Origin of the sequence: Enterobacter cloacae complex sp. IR5428, assembly GCF_049238585.1 — a bacterium.
GTDB classification, from domain to species: domain Bacteria; phylum Pseudomonadota; class Gammaproteobacteria; order Enterobacterales; family Enterobacteriaceae; genus Enterobacter; species Enterobacter intestinihominis.
In genome coordinates this window covers 12,406-30,572 of record NZ_JBMKHV010000020.1, presented here as the reverse complement: position 1 = coordinate 30,572, position 18,167 = coordinate 12,406, and the positions used below count along the sequence as shown (strand labels likewise).

15 protein-coding genes and 7 tRNA genes are annotated in these 18,167 nt (G+C 54.6%); 1 reads left to right on the top strand and 21 read right to left on the bottom strand.

Annotated features, from left to right (window positions below; translation table 11 throughout):
- Positions 1-31 precede the first annotated feature (31 nt).
- The 10 genes from rihA to miaB all read right to left on the bottom strand — a co-directional run bounded on the left by rihA (position 32) and on the right by miaB (position 10,276).
- Complete coding sequence (gene rihA / locus ACOTXC_RS20860; RefSeq protein ID WP_046618893.1) at positions 32-967, bottom strand: pyrimidine-specific ribonucleoside hydrolase RihA; 936 nt, start codon at positions 965-967, stop codon at positions 32-34.
- A gap of 119 nt (positions 968-1,086) precedes the next feature.
- Complete coding sequence (locus ACOTXC_RS20855) at positions 1,087-1,812, bottom strand: amino acid ABC transporter ATP-binding protein (RefSeq protein ID WP_006809622.1); 726 nt, start codon at positions 1,810-1,812, stop codon at positions 1,087-1,089.
- Complete coding sequence (gltK, locus tag ACOTXC_RS20850) at positions 1,812-2,486, bottom strand: glutamate/aspartate ABC transporter permease GltK (RefSeq protein WP_022647437.1); 675 nt, start codon at positions 2,484-2,486, stop codon at positions 1,812-1,814. Before gltK ends, ACOTXC_RS20855 begins: the two co-directional genes overlap by 1 nt.
- Entirely contained in the window at positions 2,486-3,226 is a 741-nt protein-coding gene (gene gltJ / locus ACOTXC_RS20845) for a glutamate/aspartate ABC transporter permease GltJ (protein WP_015571133.1), read from the bottom strand. The genes gltK and gltJ overlap by 1 nt, the downstream gene beginning before the upstream one ends.
- A 155-nt stretch (positions 3,227-3,381) precedes the next feature.
- Positions 3,382-4,287 carry an amino acid ABC transporter substrate-binding protein gene (locus tag ACOTXC_RS20840; protein WP_022647438.1) on the bottom strand — a complete coding sequence of 302 codons (906 nt, stop codon included), beginning with the start codon at positions 4,285-4,287 and terminating at the stop codon, positions 3,382-3,384.
- Positions 4,288-4,670: 383 nt separating this feature from the next.
- Positions 4,671-6,209: an apolipoprotein N-acyltransferase gene (gene lnt / locus ACOTXC_RS20835; protein WP_022647439.1), complete on the bottom strand. Its 1,539-nt coding sequence runs from the start codon at positions 6,207-6,209 to the stop codon at positions 4,671-4,673.
- 5 nt (positions 6,210-6,214) lie between these two features.
- Positions 6,215-7,093, bottom strand: coding sequence for a CNNM family magnesium/cobalt transport protein CorC (corC, locus tag ACOTXC_RS20830; protein ID WP_003858679.1), 879 nt, complete (start codon positions 7,091-7,093; stop codon positions 6,215-6,217).
- Between the two features lie 84 nt (positions 7,094-7,177).
- A complete protein-coding gene (gene ybeY, locus ACOTXC_RS20825; RefSeq protein WP_069596357.1) occupies positions 7,178-7,645 on the bottom strand; it encodes an rRNA maturation RNase YbeY in 468 nt (155 codons plus the stop codon).
- Positions 7,642-8,688 (bottom strand): PhoH family protein, encoded by a 1,047-nt coding sequence (locus tag ACOTXC_RS20820; protein WP_022647440.1) that lies wholly within the window; start codon positions 8,686-8,688, stop codon positions 7,642-7,644. Before ACOTXC_RS20820 ends, ybeY begins: the two co-directional genes overlap by 4 nt.
- A gap of 163 nt (positions 8,689-8,851) precedes the next feature.
- Entirely contained in the window at positions 8,852-10,276 is a 1,425-nt protein-coding gene (gene miaB / locus ACOTXC_RS20815; RefSeq protein WP_003858672.1) for a tRNA (N6-isopentenyl adenosine(37)-C2)-methylthiotransferase MiaB, read from the bottom strand.
- 135 nt (positions 10,277-10,411) lie between these two features.
- Between miaB and ubiF the strand changes: the two genes are divergently transcribed.
- Positions 10,412-11,587: a 3-demethoxyubiquinol 3-hydroxylase gene (gene ubiF / locus ACOTXC_RS20810; RefSeq protein ID WP_421767943.1), complete on the top strand. Its 1,176-nt coding sequence runs from the start codon at positions 10,412-10,414 to the stop codon at positions 11,585-11,587.
- A gap of 545 nt (positions 11,588-12,132) precedes the next feature.
- Here the strand turns inward: ubiF and ACOTXC_RS20805 are convergent.
- From ACOTXC_RS20805 to nagA, 11 genes are all read right to left on the bottom strand, one after another.
- Positions 12,133-12,207: transfer RNA gene (locus ACOTXC_RS20805), tRNA-Gln, on the bottom strand.
- Positions 12,208-12,241: 34 nt separating this feature from the next.
- A tRNA-Gln gene (locus ACOTXC_RS20800) sits at positions 12,242-12,316 on the bottom strand.
- A gap of 41 nt (positions 12,317-12,357) precedes the next feature.
- Positions 12,358-12,434 (bottom strand) — tRNA-Met (locus ACOTXC_RS20795).
- A gap of 17 nt (positions 12,435-12,451) precedes the next feature.
- A tRNA-Gln gene (locus tag ACOTXC_RS20790) sits at positions 12,452-12,526 on the bottom strand.
- 32 nt (positions 12,527-12,558) lie between these two features.
- Positions 12,559-12,633: transfer RNA gene (locus ACOTXC_RS20785), tRNA-Gln, on the bottom strand.
- A gap of 23 nt (positions 12,634-12,656) precedes the next feature.
- Positions 12,657-12,741, bottom strand: a tRNA-Leu gene (locus tag ACOTXC_RS20780).
- Positions 12,742-12,749: 8 nt separating this feature from the next.
- A tRNA-Met gene (locus tag ACOTXC_RS20775) sits at positions 12,750-12,826 on the bottom strand.
- Between the two features lie 225 nt (positions 12,827-13,051).
- Entirely contained in the window at positions 13,052-14,716 is a 1,665-nt protein-coding gene (asnB, locus tag ACOTXC_RS20770) for an asparagine synthase B (RefSeq protein ID WP_015571128.1), read from the bottom strand.
- Positions 14,717-14,966: 250 nt separating this feature from the next.
- Positions 14,967-15,719: a ribonucleotide monophosphatase NagD gene (gene nagD, locus ACOTXC_RS20765; RefSeq protein ID WP_126490799.1), complete on the bottom strand. Its 753-nt coding sequence runs from the start codon at positions 15,717-15,719 to the stop codon at positions 14,967-14,969.
- 45 nt (positions 15,720-15,764) lie between these two features.
- Positions 15,765-16,985: a DNA-binding transcriptional regulator NagC gene (gene nagC / locus ACOTXC_RS20760; RefSeq protein WP_022647442.1), complete on the bottom strand. Its 1,221-nt coding sequence runs from the start codon at positions 16,983-16,985 to the stop codon at positions 15,765-15,767.
- Between the two features lie 8 nt (positions 16,986-16,993).
- Complete coding sequence (gene nagA, locus ACOTXC_RS20755; RefSeq protein ID WP_003858664.1) at positions 16,994-18,142, bottom strand: N-acetylglucosamine-6-phosphate deacetylase; 1,149 nt, start codon at positions 18,140-18,142, stop codon at positions 16,994-16,996.
- Positions 18,143-18,167 lie beyond the last annotated feature (25 nt).

Below are 18,167 nucleotides of genomic sequence, written 5' to 3'. Positions count from 1 at the left end.
GGAATGCCCAATTGTTTTTTTGCTTGCCGGCCTAAATATAATAAGCCAGCCTCTCCGCCAGCAAATCCACAAACGCTTTCCGATCGATATCCACCATCACTGTGGTATTCGGCTTGTTTCCCGTCAGCGAGTAATAGTCCACCACCGTCATTCCCTGGGTATATTTCCCCTGTGTTTCCACACCAACCCAACGCTCGACCGTGGTAAACATTTCCGGCTTCAGTAGCCAGGCGATGGTGCATGGGTCATGCAGCGGGGCGCCGTGGAATCCCCACTTCTCGGCTTTGTGATACACCATAAAGAAATCGAGCAGCTCTGCCACGGTTGTTGCAACCGGGTTACCCACAGTACGAAATCGTTCGATGTCCTGCGCCATAATTTGTGCGCGGTGGGTAACGTCCAGCCCCGCCATCACAATCGGCAGGCCCGACTGGAAGACGATTTCTGCGGCTTCCGGGTCAACAAAGATGTTGAACTCCGCGGCTGGCGTCCAGTTCCCCAGCCCCATTGCCCCGCCCATGATGACGATACGGGCGATATTGCTGTGCAGTTCAGGATGGCTGTTCAGCAGCAGCGCTACGTTGGTCTGTGGGCCGGTCGCCACCAGCGTCACGGGCTCTGCGCTTTCACGCAGAACTTTCGCCATGAGCTCGACGGCAGTACAGTTTTGTGGTGCGAAACCCGGCTCCGGCAGCGCCGGGCCATCCAGCCCACTTTCACCGTGAACGTTATCCGCAATGATCAGCTCGCGCATTAGCGGCTTAATGGCGCCACCTGCGACCGGAATATCGGTGCGTTTTAGCAGCGTTAACATGCGCAACACGTTTCGCAGGGTTTTATCCGGCGTCTGGTTCCCTGCAGAGGAGGTGACAGCTTTTACGTCCAGTTCAGGGGAGGCAAGAGCAAGGACGAGTGCGATTGCGTCATCATGACCCGGATCGCAGTCGAGAATAATAGGCTGTGCCATGGCGTTCTCCATTCTTAGCATTATTTGTGACAAGGTTAACGCTGCGATGTGATGCCGAATAGAAAAAGAGATCTAAAGCGTGAAGCAGTGCGCAATCCGCAGATTGCGCACTGAAAAGATTAATGCAGGATTTTGGCGAGGAAGTCTTTTGCACGTTCAGATTTAGGATTTGCGAAGAACTCTTCTTTCGGTGAGTCTTCAACAATTTTCCCTTCATCCATGAAGATCACACGGTTGGCCACTTTACGGGCGAAGCCCATTTCGTGCGTCACCACCATCATGGTCATCCCTTCGTGCGCCAGTTCCACCATAACGTCCAGCACTTCGTTGATCATCTCAGGATCGAGCGCGGACGTCGGCTCATCAAACAGCATCGCCACCGGATCCATGCACAGCGCACGCGCGATTGCCACGCGCTGCTGTTGGCCACCTGAAAGCTGCGCCGGGAACTTATCCGCATGTGCAGACAGCCCGACGCGTTCCAGCAACTTCAGTCCCTTTTCACGCGCCGCTTTTTTGTCGCGCTTCAGCACTTTCACCTGCGCCAGCGTCAGGTTCTCAATGATGGAGAGGTGAGGGAACAGCTCAAAATGCTGGAACACCATCCCAACGTGGGAGCGAAGCTGGGCAAGGTTGGTTTTGCGGTCATTCACTTTGGTGCCGTTAACGACAATCTCGCCCTGCTGGACAGGTTCCAGCCCATTAACGGTTTTGATAAGCGTCGACTTACCGGAGCCGGACGGGCCGCATACCACCACCACATCGCCTTTTTTCACTTCTGTTGAGCAGTCGGTCAGCACCTGAAAGTGCCCATACCATTTAGAAACATTTTTCAGGGAAATCATTATACGGTCCTTTTCTTCAGCCAGCTGACCAACAGCGATGCGCTTAAACTAATCACAAAATAGACCCCGCCTGCGAAGAGGATCATCTCAACCTGCGTTCCGTCACGTTCGCCAATGGTGGAGGCGGTACGGAAGAAGTCTGCCAGGCTCAGCACGTAGACCAGGGAGGTATCCTGGAACAGGACGATGCCCTGCGTCAGCAGCAGCGGAACCATGGCGCGAAACGCCTGCGGCAGAATAATGAGCTTCATGGACTGCCAGTGCGTCATACCGAGCGCCAGCGCAGCGCTGGACTGCCCGCGCGAGATACTCTGAATACCTGCGCGGATGATCTCGGAGTAGTAGGCGGCTTCAAACATAGAGAATGCCACCATGGCAGAGATCAGGCGGATATCGGTTTTCGGCGACAGTCCCAGCACGTTCTGTAAAAAGCCGGGAACAATCAGGTAAAACCACAACAGCACCATGACCAGTGGAATGGAGCGGAACACGTTAACGTAAGCCGTAGCAAACCAGGCGAGCGGCTTAAAGCTCGACAGGCGCATCACTGCCAGCAGGGTGCCCCAGACAATACCGACGATAATGGCGATTACGGTGATCTTTAAGGTGATCGCCAGTCCATCCAGCAGATAAGGCATGGAGGGAACAATGGAACTCCAGTCAAATTCGTACATTATTTGCCCCCCAGATTGCCCGGCAGGCGTACTTTGCGTTCAACCAGGTTCATCACCAGCATGATGAAAGCGTTAATCAGAACATAGGCGAGCGTGATTGCCGTGAAGGATTCCCATGCGTGAGCGGAGTAATCCAGCAGTTTGCCCGCCTGCGCCGCCATATCTACCAGACCAATGGTTGAGGCGATGGCCGAGTTTTTTACCAGGTTCATCATCTCGGAGGTCATCGGCGGAACGATGACGCGGTAAGCGTTAGGCAGCAGTACGTAACGGTAGGCTTGTGGCAGGGTCAGGCCCATCGCCAGTGCCGCATTCTTTTGTCCGCGTGGCAGTGACTGTATGGCGGCACGCACCTGCTCGCAGACGCGCGCAGCGGTGAACAGTCCCAGACACAGCATGGAGGAGACAAAGAATTGTACGTTAGGATCCAGCTCGGCCTTGAACCACATGCCGAGATCTTCCGGCAGCAGTTCCGGGATCACCAGATACCAGGTAAAGAACTGCACGATCAGCGGAACGTTACGGAACAGTTCCACATAGAGCGTGCCAATCGAAGAGAGAAAACGGTTAGGGACGGTACGCAGAATACCGAACAGCGAACCGACAAGAAACGCGATAATCCACGCCGTTATCGATAACGCAACGGTAACCTGAAAGCCGCTCCACAGCCAGCCGAGATAGGTGGTGTTGCCGAACGGGGCTTGTTGCAGAAAGATGCCCCAGTTCCAGTCAATTGACATAGTAAACTCCAGAAAAAAGAGGGTAGCAGCGCTACCCTCGAAGATTGGTGAGAAGCTCAATTTTTGCGCTGAGTGGGGAACGACCACTCAACGTATAGTCTGTCCATGCTTCCCGACAATCGAGAGGGCAGGAGATCCCGCCCCTGTCGTTCTAGTTAGTTAAGAGCTTTGTCGTTTGGTGATTTGAACAGCGCTTTCATGTCGTCAGACAGTTCAAAGTTCATGTTCAGGTTTTTTGGTGGAATTGGGTTCTTGAACCATTTGTCGAACCATTTTGCCGCTTCGCCAGAGGTTTGCGCCTGAGCGATGGTGTCATCGATCAGCTTTTTGAAGCCTTCATCGCCTTTACGCAGCATACAGCCGTAAGCTTCTTTCGACTGCGCAGTCCCGACGATTTCCCAGTTGTCTGGTTTCTTCGCCTTGGCGCGCTCGCCTGCCAGCAGAGCGTCATCCATCATAAACGCAACGGCACGACCGCTTTCCAGGGTACGGAAGGAGTCGCCGTGATCTTTCGCGCTGATGATGCGCATGTCCATTTTCTTCTCGTCGTTCAGCTTGTGCAGCAGCACTTCGGACGTGGTACCGGAGGTCACGACAACCGCTTTGCCTTTCAGGTCAGCAAAATCTTTGATATCGCCGCCTTTCTTCGTCAGCAGGCGGGTGCCTACAACGAAGATAGTGTCCGAGAAAGCGGCCTGTTTCTGACGCTCAAGGTTGTTGGTGGTTGAGCCACATTCAAAATCAAATGTGCCGTTTTGCAGCAGAGGAATACGGTTCTGTGAAGTGATGGGGATCAGCTTCACTTGCAGGTCAGGTTTGTTCAGCTTTTTCTTCACGGCTTCAACGATGGCGTTGGAGTAATCCTGTGAATAGCCCACGACTTTTTGCGTGTTGTCGTAGTAAGAGAACGGGACAGAAGATTCACGGTGGCCGACCACGATCACGCCGTTTTTGGCAATCTTGTCGAGAGTGCTTCCTGCTGCCGGAGCGTCTTCAGCGTGAACGATGCCCGCAGACATTCCCATAACCAGCATTGCTGTGGCCAGTTTACGTAATTGCATACCCAACTCCTTTCTTATCAGCGCCAGTGACGCTTTGATACCCATTGTGATGTTGTTATATCTCGCGCAATGCGAGTGCAGTGTTATGCAAGCTTGTTAACATTTAGTCTGGCTTAATGTAAAGATTTTGCTGCGTTATTGTTTATTTTTGCGAAGCGCGCCGCACCATTCAGAGGCAATAATCTCTCGTTGCACCGTTTCGGTGCTACCGGAGATCCATGCTGGTGCGACAAGGTTGCACGTTAAGCCAGACAGCGTTTGCGTAATTAAACAAAGCAACAGGCGTGCCAGAATTGAAGTTTAGGAGGAAATTGTCGGGTGGCGGCTGCGCCGGAGAGTAGGCCGGGTAAGGCGTAGCCGCCACCCGGCAACAGAGGGCCAGGTTATCTACGACGCTGACGCAGGCTCATCACTACGGCGGCAAAACCGAACAGCGTGGTCAGGATCCACAGCGGCCAGTTCCCGGTGCGCGCATAAGGCGTAAGGCCCGTAGCTGGCGTCACTTTCGTGGTCAGCACCTCACGGGTGAACTGCGGGATCATGGCCTGGATTTCACCCTGCGGACCAATCACGGCGGTGATGCCGTTATTGGTGCTGCGCAACAGCGGACGTGCCAGCTCCAGAGAACGCATTCGTGCCATCTGGAAGTGCTGCCACGGGCCGATCGATTTACCGAACCACGCATCGTTTGAGATGGTCAGCAGATAGTCGGTGTCCGGGCGGAAGTTATCGCGCACCTGCTCGCCGAGGATAATCTCGTAGCAAATAGCGGCCGTCAGGGCAAACCCGTGCGCATGCAGCTGCGGCTGAACGTAAGGGCCCCGGCTGAATGAGGACATCGGCAGGTCAAAGAACGGTGCCAGTGGGCGCAGAATAGACTCCAGCGGAACAAACTCGCCAAACGGTACAAGGTGATTTTTGTTGTAACGATTGGTGGAGGTATAGCTGTATTCGCTGTCCTTACCGAGCGTAATGATCGTGTTGTACGTGTCATAGCGGTTCTGCTGATTGAGACGCGCATCCACAATTCCGGTAATCAGCGTACTGCCGCGCGCGCGCAGCAGATCGTCCATCATCTTCAGGAAGGGCTGCTGATTGATCTCCAGATCCGGGATCGCAGACTCAGGCCAGATGATGAGCTGCGATTTACCCATCACCTTTTCAGTAGCATTGGCGTAGATTTTCAGCGTGTTCAGCAGCTGATTCTCATCCCATTTCAATGACTGCGGGATATCGCCCTGTATCAACGATACCTGCGTGGCGCGCGCGGGCTCCAGCGTGAACCACTGGATATAACGCAGTGGGAAAGGCAGGGCAAACAGGATTAACGCGGCAACCAGCGGCTTCCAGTTACGTGTCACCAGAGCCAGCACCAGCAGGCCGCTGACCGCCATGAGCAGGAAGTTAATCGCCTCCACGCCCATGACGGGAGCCAGACCTTTCAGCGGGCCGTCCACCTGGCTATAGCCGAACTGCAACCACGGGAAGCCGGTCAGTACCCAGCCGCGCAGAAATTCGGTGATTTGCCAGACAACGGGAGCCGCTATCGCGACGCGCAGCCAGGTCGTTTTAGGCCACAGACGAGATAGAATACCGGCGAACAGGCCAGTGTAGAGCGAAAGATAGGCGGCGAGCAGCACAACCAGGAAGACGTTAACCGGCCCCGGCATTCCGCCAAATTGCGCGATACTGACGTAGACCCAGTTGATACCAGAGCCAAACAGCCCCAGCCCCCAGAAGTAGCCTATGGCCGCGGCCTGTACCGGACGACGGTTCAGGGTAAGACCCTGTAGCCCCATCAGGGAGAGAATAGCGGCTGGCCAGATATCGTAAGGAGAAAAAGCCAGCGTACCGCTGGCTCCGAGTAACAGCGCCAGCAGCAAACGGACGCGCTGGCGTTCAAAGAGTGGGGCAAATGCCATTTACATTAATCTTCCAGTTTTGGCACCGGTGAGTCGTCCGGCATTCTGACATGAACCTGAATAATACGTCGGCTGTCAGCCATTGCGACCTTGAACTGGTAACCATCGATGTCAACGGTTTCACCGCGGGCCGGAAGATGGCCGAAGGCCTGCATCACCAGACCACCAATGGTGTCCACTTCTTCATCGCTGAAGCTGGTGCCAAAGGTGTCATTGAAGTCTTCAATGGAGGCCAGCGCGCGCACGGTCCACGTGTGGCGGCTCAGCTGACGGAAGTCGATATCCTCTTCTTCGTCATACTCATCTTCGATTTCGCCCACGATCAGCTCAAGGATGTCTTCGATTGTGACCAGACCGGAAACGCCACCAAATTCATCAATAACAATCGCCATGTGATAGCGCTGGGAGCGAAACTCCTTCAGCATCCGATCCACACGCTTACTTTCCGGCACAACCACGGCCGGGCGTAACACTTTTTCCATACTGAAGGCTTCGGCATCGCTGCGCATAAACGGCAGCAGATCTTTCGCCATCAAAATCCCTTCGATGTGATCTTTGTCTTCGCTGATGACCGGGAAACGTGAGTGAGCCGATTCGATAATCACATCGAGGCACTCGTCCAGCGTCTGGTTGCGTTTCAGGGTAATCATCTGCGAGCGGGGGATCATGATGTCGCGGACGCGCTGGTCGGCGATGTCCATCACCCCTTCGAGCATTTCGCGCGTATCTTCGTCGATAAGGTCGTTCTGCCCGGAATCACGAATCAGCTCCAGCAGTTCATCACGGTTTTTCGGTTCGCCGTGGAAAAGCTGGTTCAGGATGAGGGAGAAAAATCCCTTTTTAGTGGTTGTCGTGTCGCTACTGTGTGAATTGTCGTCGCTCATGGCGTTTGTTAAGGGTTCTCTTGTTAGTTCAACGTTAACCGCCGCGCTATGTCCCTGCGCGGCGGCATGGTAGTCAGTGACTGACTATTCTTTCTCGGCAATGTACGGATCCTCATAGCCCAGAGCAAGCATTATCTCTGTCTCGAGGGATTCCATCTCTTCCGCTTCGTCATCTTCAATATGGTCGTAACCCAGAAGATGCAGGCTACCGTGCACCACCATGTGTGCCCAGTGCGCTTCCAGCGGCTTTTGCTGCTCTTTGGCTTCCTGCTCAACCACCTGACGGCAGATGATCAGATCGCCCAGCAGCGGCATCTCAATGCCCGGAGGGGCTTCGAACGGGAAAGAGAGCACATTGGTCGGCTTATCTTTCCCGCGATAGGTCAGGTTGAGCTCATGGCTTTCTGCTTCATCCACCAGGCGAATCGTGACCTCTGATTCTTCCTGAAACTGGGGGATAACGGCATCCAGCCATTTCTGAAACTGTGCCTCTTCTGGCATGCTGGAATTATCTTCACAGGCCAGCTGTAAATCGAGGATCACCTGACTCATTTCTGTTCATGCTCCTGCGCTTCGCGCTTACGTTCTGCGGCCAGCTCGGCCCTGCGCTTCTGATCTGCCTCTTCCCAGGCCTCATAAGCGTTAACGATACGCGCGACCACCGGGTGGCGTACCACATCTTCACTGTGGAAGAAGTTAAAGCTGATTTCGTCTACCTCGGCCAGCACTTCGATGGCGTGACGCAGACCCGATTTGGTGTTACGCGGCAGGTCTATCTGAGTGACGTCACCGGTAATAACCGCTTTCGAGTTAAAGCCAATACGCGTCAGAAACATCTTCATCTGTTCGATGGTGGTGTTCTGGCTCTCATCCAGAATGATGAACGCGTCGTTAAGCGTACGGCCACGCATGTAGGCCAGCGGGGCGACTTCAATCACGTTACGTTCAATGAGCTTTTCAACTTTCTCGAAGCCGAGCATTTCGAACAGCGCGTCGTACAGCGGGCGCAGGTAGGGGTCCACTTTCTGACTTAAATCGCCCGGCAGGAAGCCGAGTTTCTCACCGGCTTCTACAGCAGGGCGGGTCAGCAGGATACGGCGGATCTCCTGACGCTCAAGCGCATCGACAGCAGCAGCAACGGCCAGATAGGTTTTACCCGTACCCGCCGGACCCACGCCAAAGGTGATGTCATGGTCGAGAATATTGGCGATGTACTGTGCCTGGTTCGGGGTACGAGGCTTAATCACGCCGCGTTTGGTTTTGATGTTGATGGCTTTGCCATAGTCCGGCACGCTTTCCGCGCTCTGCTCAAGCACGCGCGCCTCTTTGATGGCCAGGTGGATCTGTTCAGGTTCAATATCCTGGATCTCACCGCGCATCGGGGCGGTATCAACATACAGGCTGCGGAGAATATCTGCCGCGGCGTTGACGCAGATTGGGCGTCCGGTGAGTTTGAAATGGTTATCGCGACGATTGATTTCGATACCCAGACGTCGCTCCAGTTGTTTGATGTTGTCATCAAACGGCCCGCACAGGCTCAGCAGGCGAGCGTTGTCTGCGGGCTCAAGGCTAATTTCACGCGTATCTATGTTCAAACTGTTCCTCTTTATTTGGTTAACTGACCTGTGGCCACACGGCGTAATAAAACGGTCATTACCGAAATTATTCACGCCATAGAATAAAGGCGCAAGCGTTGCGGTAGATATTGGGGGTGATGAGAGGAAATACAAGGCCTGCCGGACAGGCAGGCCAGAGGGATCAGGGCTGGTAAATACCTACGCCAGAATCGTTGACTTTACGGGTGCGAGAGATAACGGATTCCGGAGTCTGTGCAATACGCAGACCCATTTCGTCCTCAGTGCGTACCACCTTCCCGCGCAGCGAGTTCGTGAGCACTTCGACAATCTCGACGTCCACAAACTTACCAATCATGTCCGGGGTGCCTTCAAAATTCACCACGCGGTTATTTTCGGTTCGACCAGACAGTTCCATGATGCTCTTACGGGAAGTGCCTTCCACCAGAATACGCTGGACAGTGCCGAGCATACGACGACTCCAGGCGTTGGCCTGCTGGTTGATACGCTCCTGTAGAATATACAGACGCTGCTTTTTCTCTTCTTCCGGCACATCGTCAACCATATCGGCCGCAGGGGTGCCCGGGCGCGCAGAGAAGATGAAGCTGTAGCTGACGTCGAAATTCACCTCGCCGATGAGCTTCATGGTGCGCTCGAAGTCATCAGCGGTTTCGCCAGGGAAGCCGACGATAAAGTCGGAGCTAATCTGGATATCCGGGCGCGCTTCACGCAGCTTGCGGATGGTGGACTTATACTCCAGCACCGTATGTGGACGACCCATCAGGTTCAGCACTCGGTCAGAGCCGCACTGGATCGGCAGGTGCAGGAAGCTCACCAGCTCTGGCGTATCGCGATAGACGTCAATAATGTCGTCGGTAAATTCCATCGGATGGCTGGTGGTAAAGCGAATGCGGTCAATGCCGTCAATCGCCGCCACCAGACGCAGCAGTTCAGCAAAGCTGCCAGTGGTGCCGTCGTAGTTTTCCCCGCGCCAGGCGTTCACATTCTGGCCCAGCAGGTTCACTTCGCGAACGCCCTGCGCGGCAAGCTGCGCGATTTCAAACAGGATATCGTCTGCCGGGCGGCTCACTTCTTCACCGCGGGTGTAAGGTACCACGCAGTAAGTACAGTATTTGTTGCAGCCTTCCATGATGGAGACGAAGGCGGTCGGGCCATCAGCGCGCGGCTCTGGCAGACGGTCAAATTTCTCGATCTCCGGGAAACTCACGTCAACCACCGGGCTACGGCTGCCGCGAACCTGATTAATCATCTCTGGCAGGCGGTGCAGGGTCTGAGGGCCAAAAACGATATCCACATAGGGGGCTCTCTGGCGGATCAGCTTACCTTCCTGCGATGCGACGCAGCCACCCACGCCAATGATCAGGTCCGGATTTTTCCGTTTGAGAAGCTTCCAGCGGCCTAACACATGAAAGACTTTTTCCTGTGCTTTTTCACGAATTGAACAGGTGTTCAGCAGCAGCACATCGGCTTCTTTCGCATTTTCAGTCAGCTGGTATCCGTGGGTGGTATCCAGCAGATCGGCCATCTTCGATGAATCGTATTCGTTCATCTGACAGCCCCAGGTTTTTATATGGAGTTTTTTAGTCATCGACTTGCTCAGCTCAGGATTGCAAGCCGCGTATTGTAATGCTTTGGTGCGGTTGTGACCAGTATGAAGGTTGTCAACCTCAGGGCCGCAAAAATCCGGTAAACTTAAGGTATTCTCCAATAAGGAATAGTGACCATGACACTCCTGAACACCGAAGTTGCCGTTGTTGGCGGCGGTATGGTCGGCGGCGCACTGGCGCTGGGGCTGGCGCAGCAGGGATTTGACGTAACCGTTATTGAACAGGCGGCTCCGCCGGTATTCGATCCTTCCAGCCAACCGGACGTGCGTATTTCCGCCATCAGCGCGTCCTCTGTTGATCTGCTTCGCGGGCTGGGCGTCTGGGAGGCGGTGCTGGCGATGCGCGCGCACCCTTACAGCCGTCTTGAAACCTGGGAGTGGGAAAATGCTCACGTCTCGTTTGACGCCGCCGAGCTGAAACTGCCGCGCCTGGGCTATATGGTGGAAAACAACGTGCTCCAGCAGGCACTCTGGCAGGCGCTGGAGGCGCACCCGAAGGTGACGCTGCGCGTTCCGGACTCGCTGAAAGCCCTGCATCGTCATGAAGGTGGATATCTCCTGACGCTGGATAACGACGATGAGCTGGCCGTGAAGCTGTTAGTGGGGGCGGATGGCGCGAACTCGCAGGTCAGGCAGATGGCAGGCATTGGGATCCATGCCTGGCAGTATCACCAGTCCTGCATGCTGATCACCGTGCAGTCAGAAAACGCGCCGGGCGAAAGCACCTGGCAGCATTTTACGCCGAACGGCCCGCATGCATTCTTACCGTTGTTTGATAACTGGGCTTCGCTGGTGTGGTACGACAAGCCGGCGCGCATTCGACAGTTGCAGGGGCTGTCCATGGATCAGTTGCAGCGCGAAATCCGGCAGCACTTCCCGCGCCGTCTGGGTAACGTGACCCCGGTTGCCGCTGGCGCATTCCCGCTGATGCGACGCCATGCGTTGCAGTATGCCCGTGAAGGGCTGGTCCTGGTGGGAGACGCGGCGCACACCATTCATCCGCTGGCGGGGCAGGGGGTTAACCTGGGATACCGTGACGTCGATGCGTTACTGGATGTGCTGGGTAACGCTCGCGCCCACGCGGAAGCCTGGGCCAGCCATCAGGTACTGAAGCGCTACCAGACGCGCCGTATGGCGGATAACTTCATTATGCAGTCGGGGATGGATCTGTTCTATGCCGGGTTCAGCAATGACGTGGGTCCGGTGCGGATATTGCGCAATATCGGACTGATGGCGGCGGAGCGCGCCGGTGGTCTGAAGCGTCAGGCACTGAAATACGCCCTCGGACTCTAATCTTTATTCCCTCTCCCCGTGGGCTGAGGGTTCCCCACAAATTAATGCGAGCACTGAGCAATCCCCTCGCCCCTCCGGGGAGAGGGTTAGGGTGAGGGGAACATACGGCGGTGGTGGTCATTCCGTTCACTTTATGTTCCTTGCTACTCTGTAACGACATGACCGGTGAACGTGCCAGGGTGGCTCAGTCGCCACCACCCTGGCGACCCGGGCTCCCGGCGGTAAATCGCCGCTTCGCGGTGCCCTCGGCTTATTCCTTCCGGCTTATCGGGTACGGGCGGAGGCAACGTCCCTGTAAAGCCGCCCTCTCGGCGCATCCCTGCGCCTCGCCCTGGCCTGCAGGAAACGCCTCAGCGATTTACAGCCGGACCAGGGCATCGCTGACAGCCCTCAGTCATTTAGAAAGCAACTTTATTGCTTCTGCATAAAAAAATTACTGGGGATCCCTCAGCCCTGTGGGAGAGGGGCAGGGTGAGGGCATCAGGCCGCACTATTCTGAGCAACAAAAACAAAAAAGCCCGCAGAGCGGGCTTGTTTGTTTTAAGTGGCTGGGGTGCAGGGATTCGAACCCCGGAATGCTGGTATCAGAAACCAGAGCCTTACCGCTTGGCGACACCCCAATTGCGTTAAACAAACTGCTTAACGACTTTAAAGTGGCTGGGGTACGAGGATTCGAACCTCGGAATGCCGGAATCAGAATCCGGTGCCTTACCGCTTGGCGATACCCCAACAATGTTCAGTTTACCGAATCGTATTCGATAACATAAATATGGTGGCTACGACGGGATTCGAACCTGTGACCCCATCATTATGAGTGATGTGCTCTAACCAACTGAGCTACGTAGCCAGTACTGCAATCTTCGATGGCTGGGGTACCTGGATTCGAACCAGGGAATGCCGGTATCAAAAACCGGTGCCTTACCGCTTGGCGATACCCCAATACCGCGGAGAACCGCATGATCGAAGAAATATGGCTGGGGTACCTGGATTCGAACCAGGGAATGCCGGTATCAAAAACCGGTGCCTTACCGCTTGGCGATACCCCATCCGTGCAACGCTTACCTGGGAATGGTGCGGGAGGCGAGACTTGAACTCGCACACCTTGCGGCGCCAGAACCTAAATCTGGTGCGTCTACCAATTTCGCCACTCCCGCAAAAAAGATGGTGGCTACGACGGGATTCGAACCTGTGACCCCATCATTATGAGTGATGTGCTCTAACCAACTGAGCTACGTAGCCATCTTTTTTTCGCGTTACCTTATCGGCGTTGCGGGGCGCATTATGCGTATAGACCCTTGCAGCGTCAACACCTTTTTCAATGAAAATAGCCGGAATGTGACTGTTTGGTTAGGTTGCGAACAGCGAGGCCGAATATTCGACAATTATTGGTTATTAATCGATTTTATGCGGGGAAAAGAGAGGCAAAAAAATCAGGCCCCGGAGGGCCTGATGATACTCTGAACATTATTTATAGGCAGACTGGTGAACGCCCACTGCGCGTCCTGACGGATCGTTCATGGCTTTGAAGGATTCATCCCATTCAATGGCTTTAGCAGAAGAGCAGGCGACCGATGGACCACCCGGTACGCACTCGGCTGCACTTGGAACCGGGAACAGCTCCTCAAAGATCTCACGGTACAAATACGCTTCTTTCGAGGCTGGCGTGTTGTACGGGAAGCGGAAGCTCGCAGTTTCCAGTTGTTGATCAGAAACCTGTTTTGCCGCCACCTCTTTCAGGGTGTCGATCCAGCTGTAACCCACGCCATCGGAGAACTGCTCTTTCTGACGCCACGCCACGCTCGCCGGCAGGTAGGATTCAAAACATTCACGCAGGATATGTTTCTCCATTTTGCCGTTGCCGCACATTTTGTCCTGCGGGTTGATGCGCATCGCCACATCGAGGAATTTCTTATCGAGGAACGGCACGCGGGCTTCCACACCCCAGGCGGACATCGCTTTGTTGGCGCGCGCGCAGTCAAACATGTGCAGCGCCTGTAGCTTACGCACCGTTTCTTCATGCAGCTCTTTGGCGTTCGGTGCTTTGTGGAAATAGAGATAACCGCCAAACACTTCGTCAGAACCTTCGCCGGAGAGCACCATCTTGATGCCCATCGCTTTGATCTTCCGCGACATCAAATACATCGGCGTGGAGGCGCGAATGGTGGTCACATCATAGGTTTCAATGTGATAGATCACATCGCGGATCGCATCCAGACCTTCCTGTACGGTGAAGTGAATTTCATGGTGCACCGTGCCGAGATGGTTCGCCACTTCCTGGGCGGCTTTCAGGTCAGGTGCCCCTTCCAGACCCACGGCAAAGGAGTGCAGCTGCGGCCACCAGGCTTCAGAGCGCTCCTGATCTTCCACGCGACGTGCGGCGAATTTCTTGGTGATCGCGGAGATCACGGAGGAGTCCAGACCGCCGGAGAGCAGTACGCCGTAGGGTACGTCTGACATCAGGTGGCTTTTCACTGACTCCTCTAGTGCCTGACGCAGTTCGGCTTTGTCCGTCACGTTGTCTTTCACCGCCTCATAATCAAACCAGTCGCGCTGGTAGTACGGGCGGATCTCGCCGTCTTTACTCCACAGGTAGCTACCTGCCGGGAACTCTTTGATGGTGCGGCACACCGGTACCAGGGCTTTCATCTCTGAGGCAACGTAGAAGTTACCGTGTTCATCGTGTCCCATGTACAGCGGGATAATACCAATATGGTCGCGGCCAATCAGGTAAGCGTCTTTTTCGCTGTCGTACAGCGCGAAGGCGAACATACCTTGCAGGTCGTCGAGGAACTCCGGGCCTTTCTCCTGATACAGCGCCAGGATCACTTCGCAGTCTGAGCCGGTCTGAAACGCGTAGCGATCGCCGTACTCAGCGCGCAGCGCCTGATGGTTGTAAATTTCACCGTTAACAGCAAGCGCGTGCGTTTTTTTCTCGTTATACAGCGGCTGTGCGCCAGCGTTGACATCAACAATGGAAAGACGTTCGTGAGCCAGAATCGCTTTATCGCTGGCGTAAACGCCTGACCAGTCCGGACCGCGATGGCGCATCAGGCGGGACAATTCGAGTGCTTTTTTACGCAGTTCGCCCGCGTCAGTTTTAATATCCAGTACGCCAAAAATAGAACACATAACCTTCTCCGTTAACCCTGTTGCGTTGTGATGTTGCTTGCTTATGAAAATGCCGCAAAAAGGGGAGGGGGCGCAAGCGTTTTACCGATGAAAACGTAAAAAGTGCAATGGCAATTGCCGAATCTTAAAAAAAGAGTATGCATTAAGCCATTCTATTGATGATTTCTCAATGAAGAGCTGATTTCGTTAGATGAAGTGATATTTTCAGGCAGCAGAAATGAAAAACCACGCCCTGAGGCGTGGTTCTGAATCAAATAACGTCGATTTCGTCGACAGAGGGGTAAATCCAGCTTGGCCGGAACGGCATCGTATCAATGTCATCAAGCTGTGAAACGCCAGAAAGCACCAGGATGGTTTCAAGCCCGGCCTGGAAGCCGGCCAAAATATCGGTGCGCAGGTTGTCGCCAACAATGACGGTTTCTTCTGAGTGTGCCTGCATCGTATTCAGTGCAGCGCGGATGATCCACGGGCTCGGTTTGCCGACTACAAACGGCTTACGGCCTGAGATTTTTTCGATACCGGCGCACAGCGCACCGCAGGCGGGATAAAAACCACGACCATGCGTATCCGGGTTAGTGGCGATAAAACGTGCACCATTGGCGACAAAGTAGGCTGCTTTATGCATCATCTCCCAGTTAAAGGAGCGCGTTTCGCCCACGATGACAAAGTCCGGATTCACGTCGGTGATGGTGAAGCCCGCTTTATACAGCTCGTGGATCAGCGCGCCTTCGCCAACCACGTAGGCTTTTTTGCCTTCCTGACGCTTCAGGAAATCCGCGGTCGCCATCGCAGAGGTATAAAACACGCTGTCCGGGACATTGACGCCCGCGGTAGCAAAGCGATTTGCCAGATCCTGACCAGTCTGTGAAGGGTAGTTCGTGAGAAGAACCAGTGGCATTCCTTTGTCGATGATGTGGTGAAGAAACTCCGCAGCACCTGGCACGGCAACGTTGTCGTGCATCAGCACGCCGTCGATATCACAAATTACATTCTTAATGGTCATGGACAATCCGACATCAAAAAAAGAAGGCGTTACTATAAGGTCCGATCAGGATTCCAGCAAATGTTGCAGCAGGATCCCGTTGAGCATGGCACGTTTTACCAGGGCGAATGCGCCAATTGCCGAGCGGTGATCGAGCGTAGATCGCACCACCGGCAAATTCTGGCGAAATGCCTTCAGCGCCTGGGTATTGATGCAGCCTTCAATGGCAGGCAGTAATACTTTTTCGGCTTCAACGATCTCGCCGGCAATCACCACTTTTTGCGGATTAAACAGGTTGATGGCAATGGCGATAGTCTTACCCAGGTGGCGTCCTACCTGTTCGATCACTTCGCAGGCCAGCGCATCGCCTTTGTTTGCCGCTTTGCAGATGGCACCGATCTTACAGTCGCCCAGCGTGACGCGGCTCTGATAACCCTGCTCCAGCAGGTGGCGGACGCGATGTTCAATGGCGGCATTGGCGGCAACGGTTTCAAGACAGCCAAAGTTACCGCAGTGGCAGCGCTCGCCAAGCGGTTCCACCTGGATATGACCGATCTCGCCTACGTTACCGTTACGACCAATAAAAATGCGGCCATTCGAGATGATACCCGCACCTGTACCACGGTGAACGCGCACCAGAATAGAGTCTTCGCAGTCCTGGCTCGCACCAAAGTAGTGCTCCGCCAGCGCCAGCGAGCGGATATCGTGACCAACAAAGCAGGTCAGCTTGAAGCGTTTTTCCAGCGCCTCAACCAGCCCCCAGTTCTCTACTTTAATATGCGGCATGTAGCGAATAACGCCGCTTTCCGGGTCAACCAGACCGGGTAAAATCACCGAGATGGCGATGAGTTCACGGATCTTGCGCTGACAGCTTTCGATAAACTGCGCGATGGTATTCAGTAACGCGTGTTCGAGCGTCTCCTGCGTGCGCTCAGGAAGGGGGTAATGCTCTTCGGCAATGGCCTTGCTGCTCAGATCGTAGAGCGTAAGCGTGGTGTCATGACGGCCTAAGCGAACGCCAATGGCCTGAAAATTGCGGGTTTCAGTGACGATGGAAATCGCGCGGCGGCCGCCGGTGGAGGCCTGCTGATCCACTTCTTTGATCAGGCCGCGCTCAATAAGCTGACGTGTAATTTTTGTCACGCTGGCGGGAGCAAGCTGGCTTTGTTCGGCTATCTGAATGCGTGAGATTGGCCCGTGCTGGTCAATCAGGCGATAAACTGCCGCGCTGTTAAGTTGTTTAACGAGATCGACATTACCGATTTGAGCTTGTCCGCCTGGTGTCATACTTTTACTTACTCAGTGACGACCTCGTTACCATTAACGATGGTCTTAATAATTTTATAATCGTGTGTGAACGCCGTCAGGTTTGCAACCATACCTGGCGCAATACCGCCGAGCTGTTTATCGACGCCAATAGCGCGCGCCGGATAAAGCGTGGCCATGCGCAGCACTTCCTCAAGCGCAATGCCGCAATGTTCAACGAGGTTACGTACCCCTTCGATCATCGTCAGAGAAGAACCGCTCAGCGTGCCGTTCTCATCCACACACAGTCCATTCCGGTAGTATATTGTTTTACCAGCAAAAATGAACTGGTCAATATTCGCTCCTGCCGGAGCGGTAGCATCCGTGACCAGGCAGAGCTTGTCGCCTTTAAGGCGCTTGGCGTTGCGGATGTTGGTGTAATCGACATGCAAGCCGTCGGCGATAATGCCGCAGTAGACGTCTGGTTCATCCAGAATTGCGCCAACCAGTCCCGGTTCGCGACCGGTAATATACGGCATCGCGTTATAAAGGTGTGTGGCAAATGTAATACCTGCGCGGAAACCGGCCTTCGCCTCTTTCAGCGTCGCGTTCGAATGGCCCGCAGATACCACAATCCCGGCGGCGGCCAGTTTGCTGATAACGTCCGTGCCGGTCATTTCCGGTGCCAGCGTCACTTTAGTGATCACATCGGCATTGGCGCACATGTAATCCACCAGCTCGGCATCCGGTTTGCGCACGTAGTTCGGGTTATGGGTGCCTTTCTTGACCATATTCAGCCATGGTCCTTCCAGGTGCAGACCCAGCGCCTGATTCGGATGTTTTGCCAGGTATTCGCGCATGACGCGGATACCCTGTTTCATCAGGTCATCGCTGCTGGTAATCAGTGTTGGCAGATAGCTGGTGCAGCCCGATTTCTCGTTGGCTTTTTGCATGATTTCCAGCGTTTCAACCGTTACCGCCTCTGCGGTATCGTTAAACTGGACACCGCCGCAGCCGTTAAGCTGTACGTCGATGAAACCGGGGGAGATTACTGCTCCATTGAGGGAACGTTGTTCGATCTCCGGCGGCAGTTCCGCCAGCGGGCAAACACGTTCAATCAGGCCATTGGCGATTACAATCGCATGGTCATCCAGAATTTCATGGCCGGTATAAATCCGACCGTGGGTTAAAGCGTACATATCGACCCCCGGTTAAAAAAGCGAC

Bases quoted from the DNA above. Each gene is read 5' to 3' on its own strand.
- rihA (WP_046618893.1), bottom strand. From the start codon at position 967: ATGGCACAGCCTATTATTCTCGACTGCGATCCGGGTCATGATGACGCA.
- ACOTXC_RS20855 (WP_006809622.1), bottom strand. From the start codon at position 1,812: ATGATTTCCCTGAAAAATGTTTCTAAATGGTATGGGCACTTTCAGGTG.
- gltK (WP_022647437.1), bottom strand. From the start codon at position 2,486: ATGTACGAATTTGACTGGAGTTCCATTGTTCCCTCCATGCCTTATCTG.
- gltJ (WP_015571133.1), bottom strand. From the start codon at position 3,226: ATGTCAATTGACTGGAACTGGGGCATCTTTCTGCAACAAGCCCCGTTC.
- ACOTXC_RS20840 (WP_022647438.1), bottom strand. From the start codon at position 4,287: ATGCAATTACGTAAACTGGCCACAGCAATGCTGGTTATGGGAATGTCT.
- lnt (WP_022647439.1), bottom strand. From the start codon at position 6,209: ATGGCATTTGCCCCACTCTTTGAACGCCAGCGCGTCCGTTTGCTGCTG.
- corC (WP_003858679.1), bottom strand. From the start codon at position 7,093: ATGAGCGACGACAATTCACACAGTAGCGACACGACAACCACTAAAAAG.
- ybeY (WP_069596357.1), bottom strand. From the start codon at position 7,645: ATGAGTCAGGTGATCCTCGATTTACAGCTGGCCTGTGAAGATAATTCC.
- miaB (WP_003858672.1), bottom strand. From the start codon at position 10,276: ATGACTAAAAAACTCCATATAAAAACCTGGGGCTGTCAGATGAACGAA.
- ubiF (WP_421767943.1), top strand. From the start codon at position 10,412: ATGACACTCCTGAACACCGAAGTTGCCGTTGTTGGCGGCGGTATGGTC.
- asnB (WP_015571128.1), bottom strand. From the start codon at position 14,716: ATGTGTTCTATTTTTGGCGTACTGGATATTAAAACTGACGCGGGCGAA.
- nagD (WP_126490799.1), bottom strand. From the start codon at position 15,719: ATGACCATTAAGAATGTAATTTGTGATATCGACGGCGTGCTGATGCAC.
- nagC (WP_022647442.1), bottom strand. From the start codon at position 16,985: ATGACACCAGGCGGACAAGCTCAAATCGGTAATGTCGATCTCGTTAAA.
- nagA (WP_003858664.1), bottom strand. From the start codon at position 18,142: ATGTACGCTTTAACCCACGGTCGGATTTATACCGGCCATGAAATTCTG.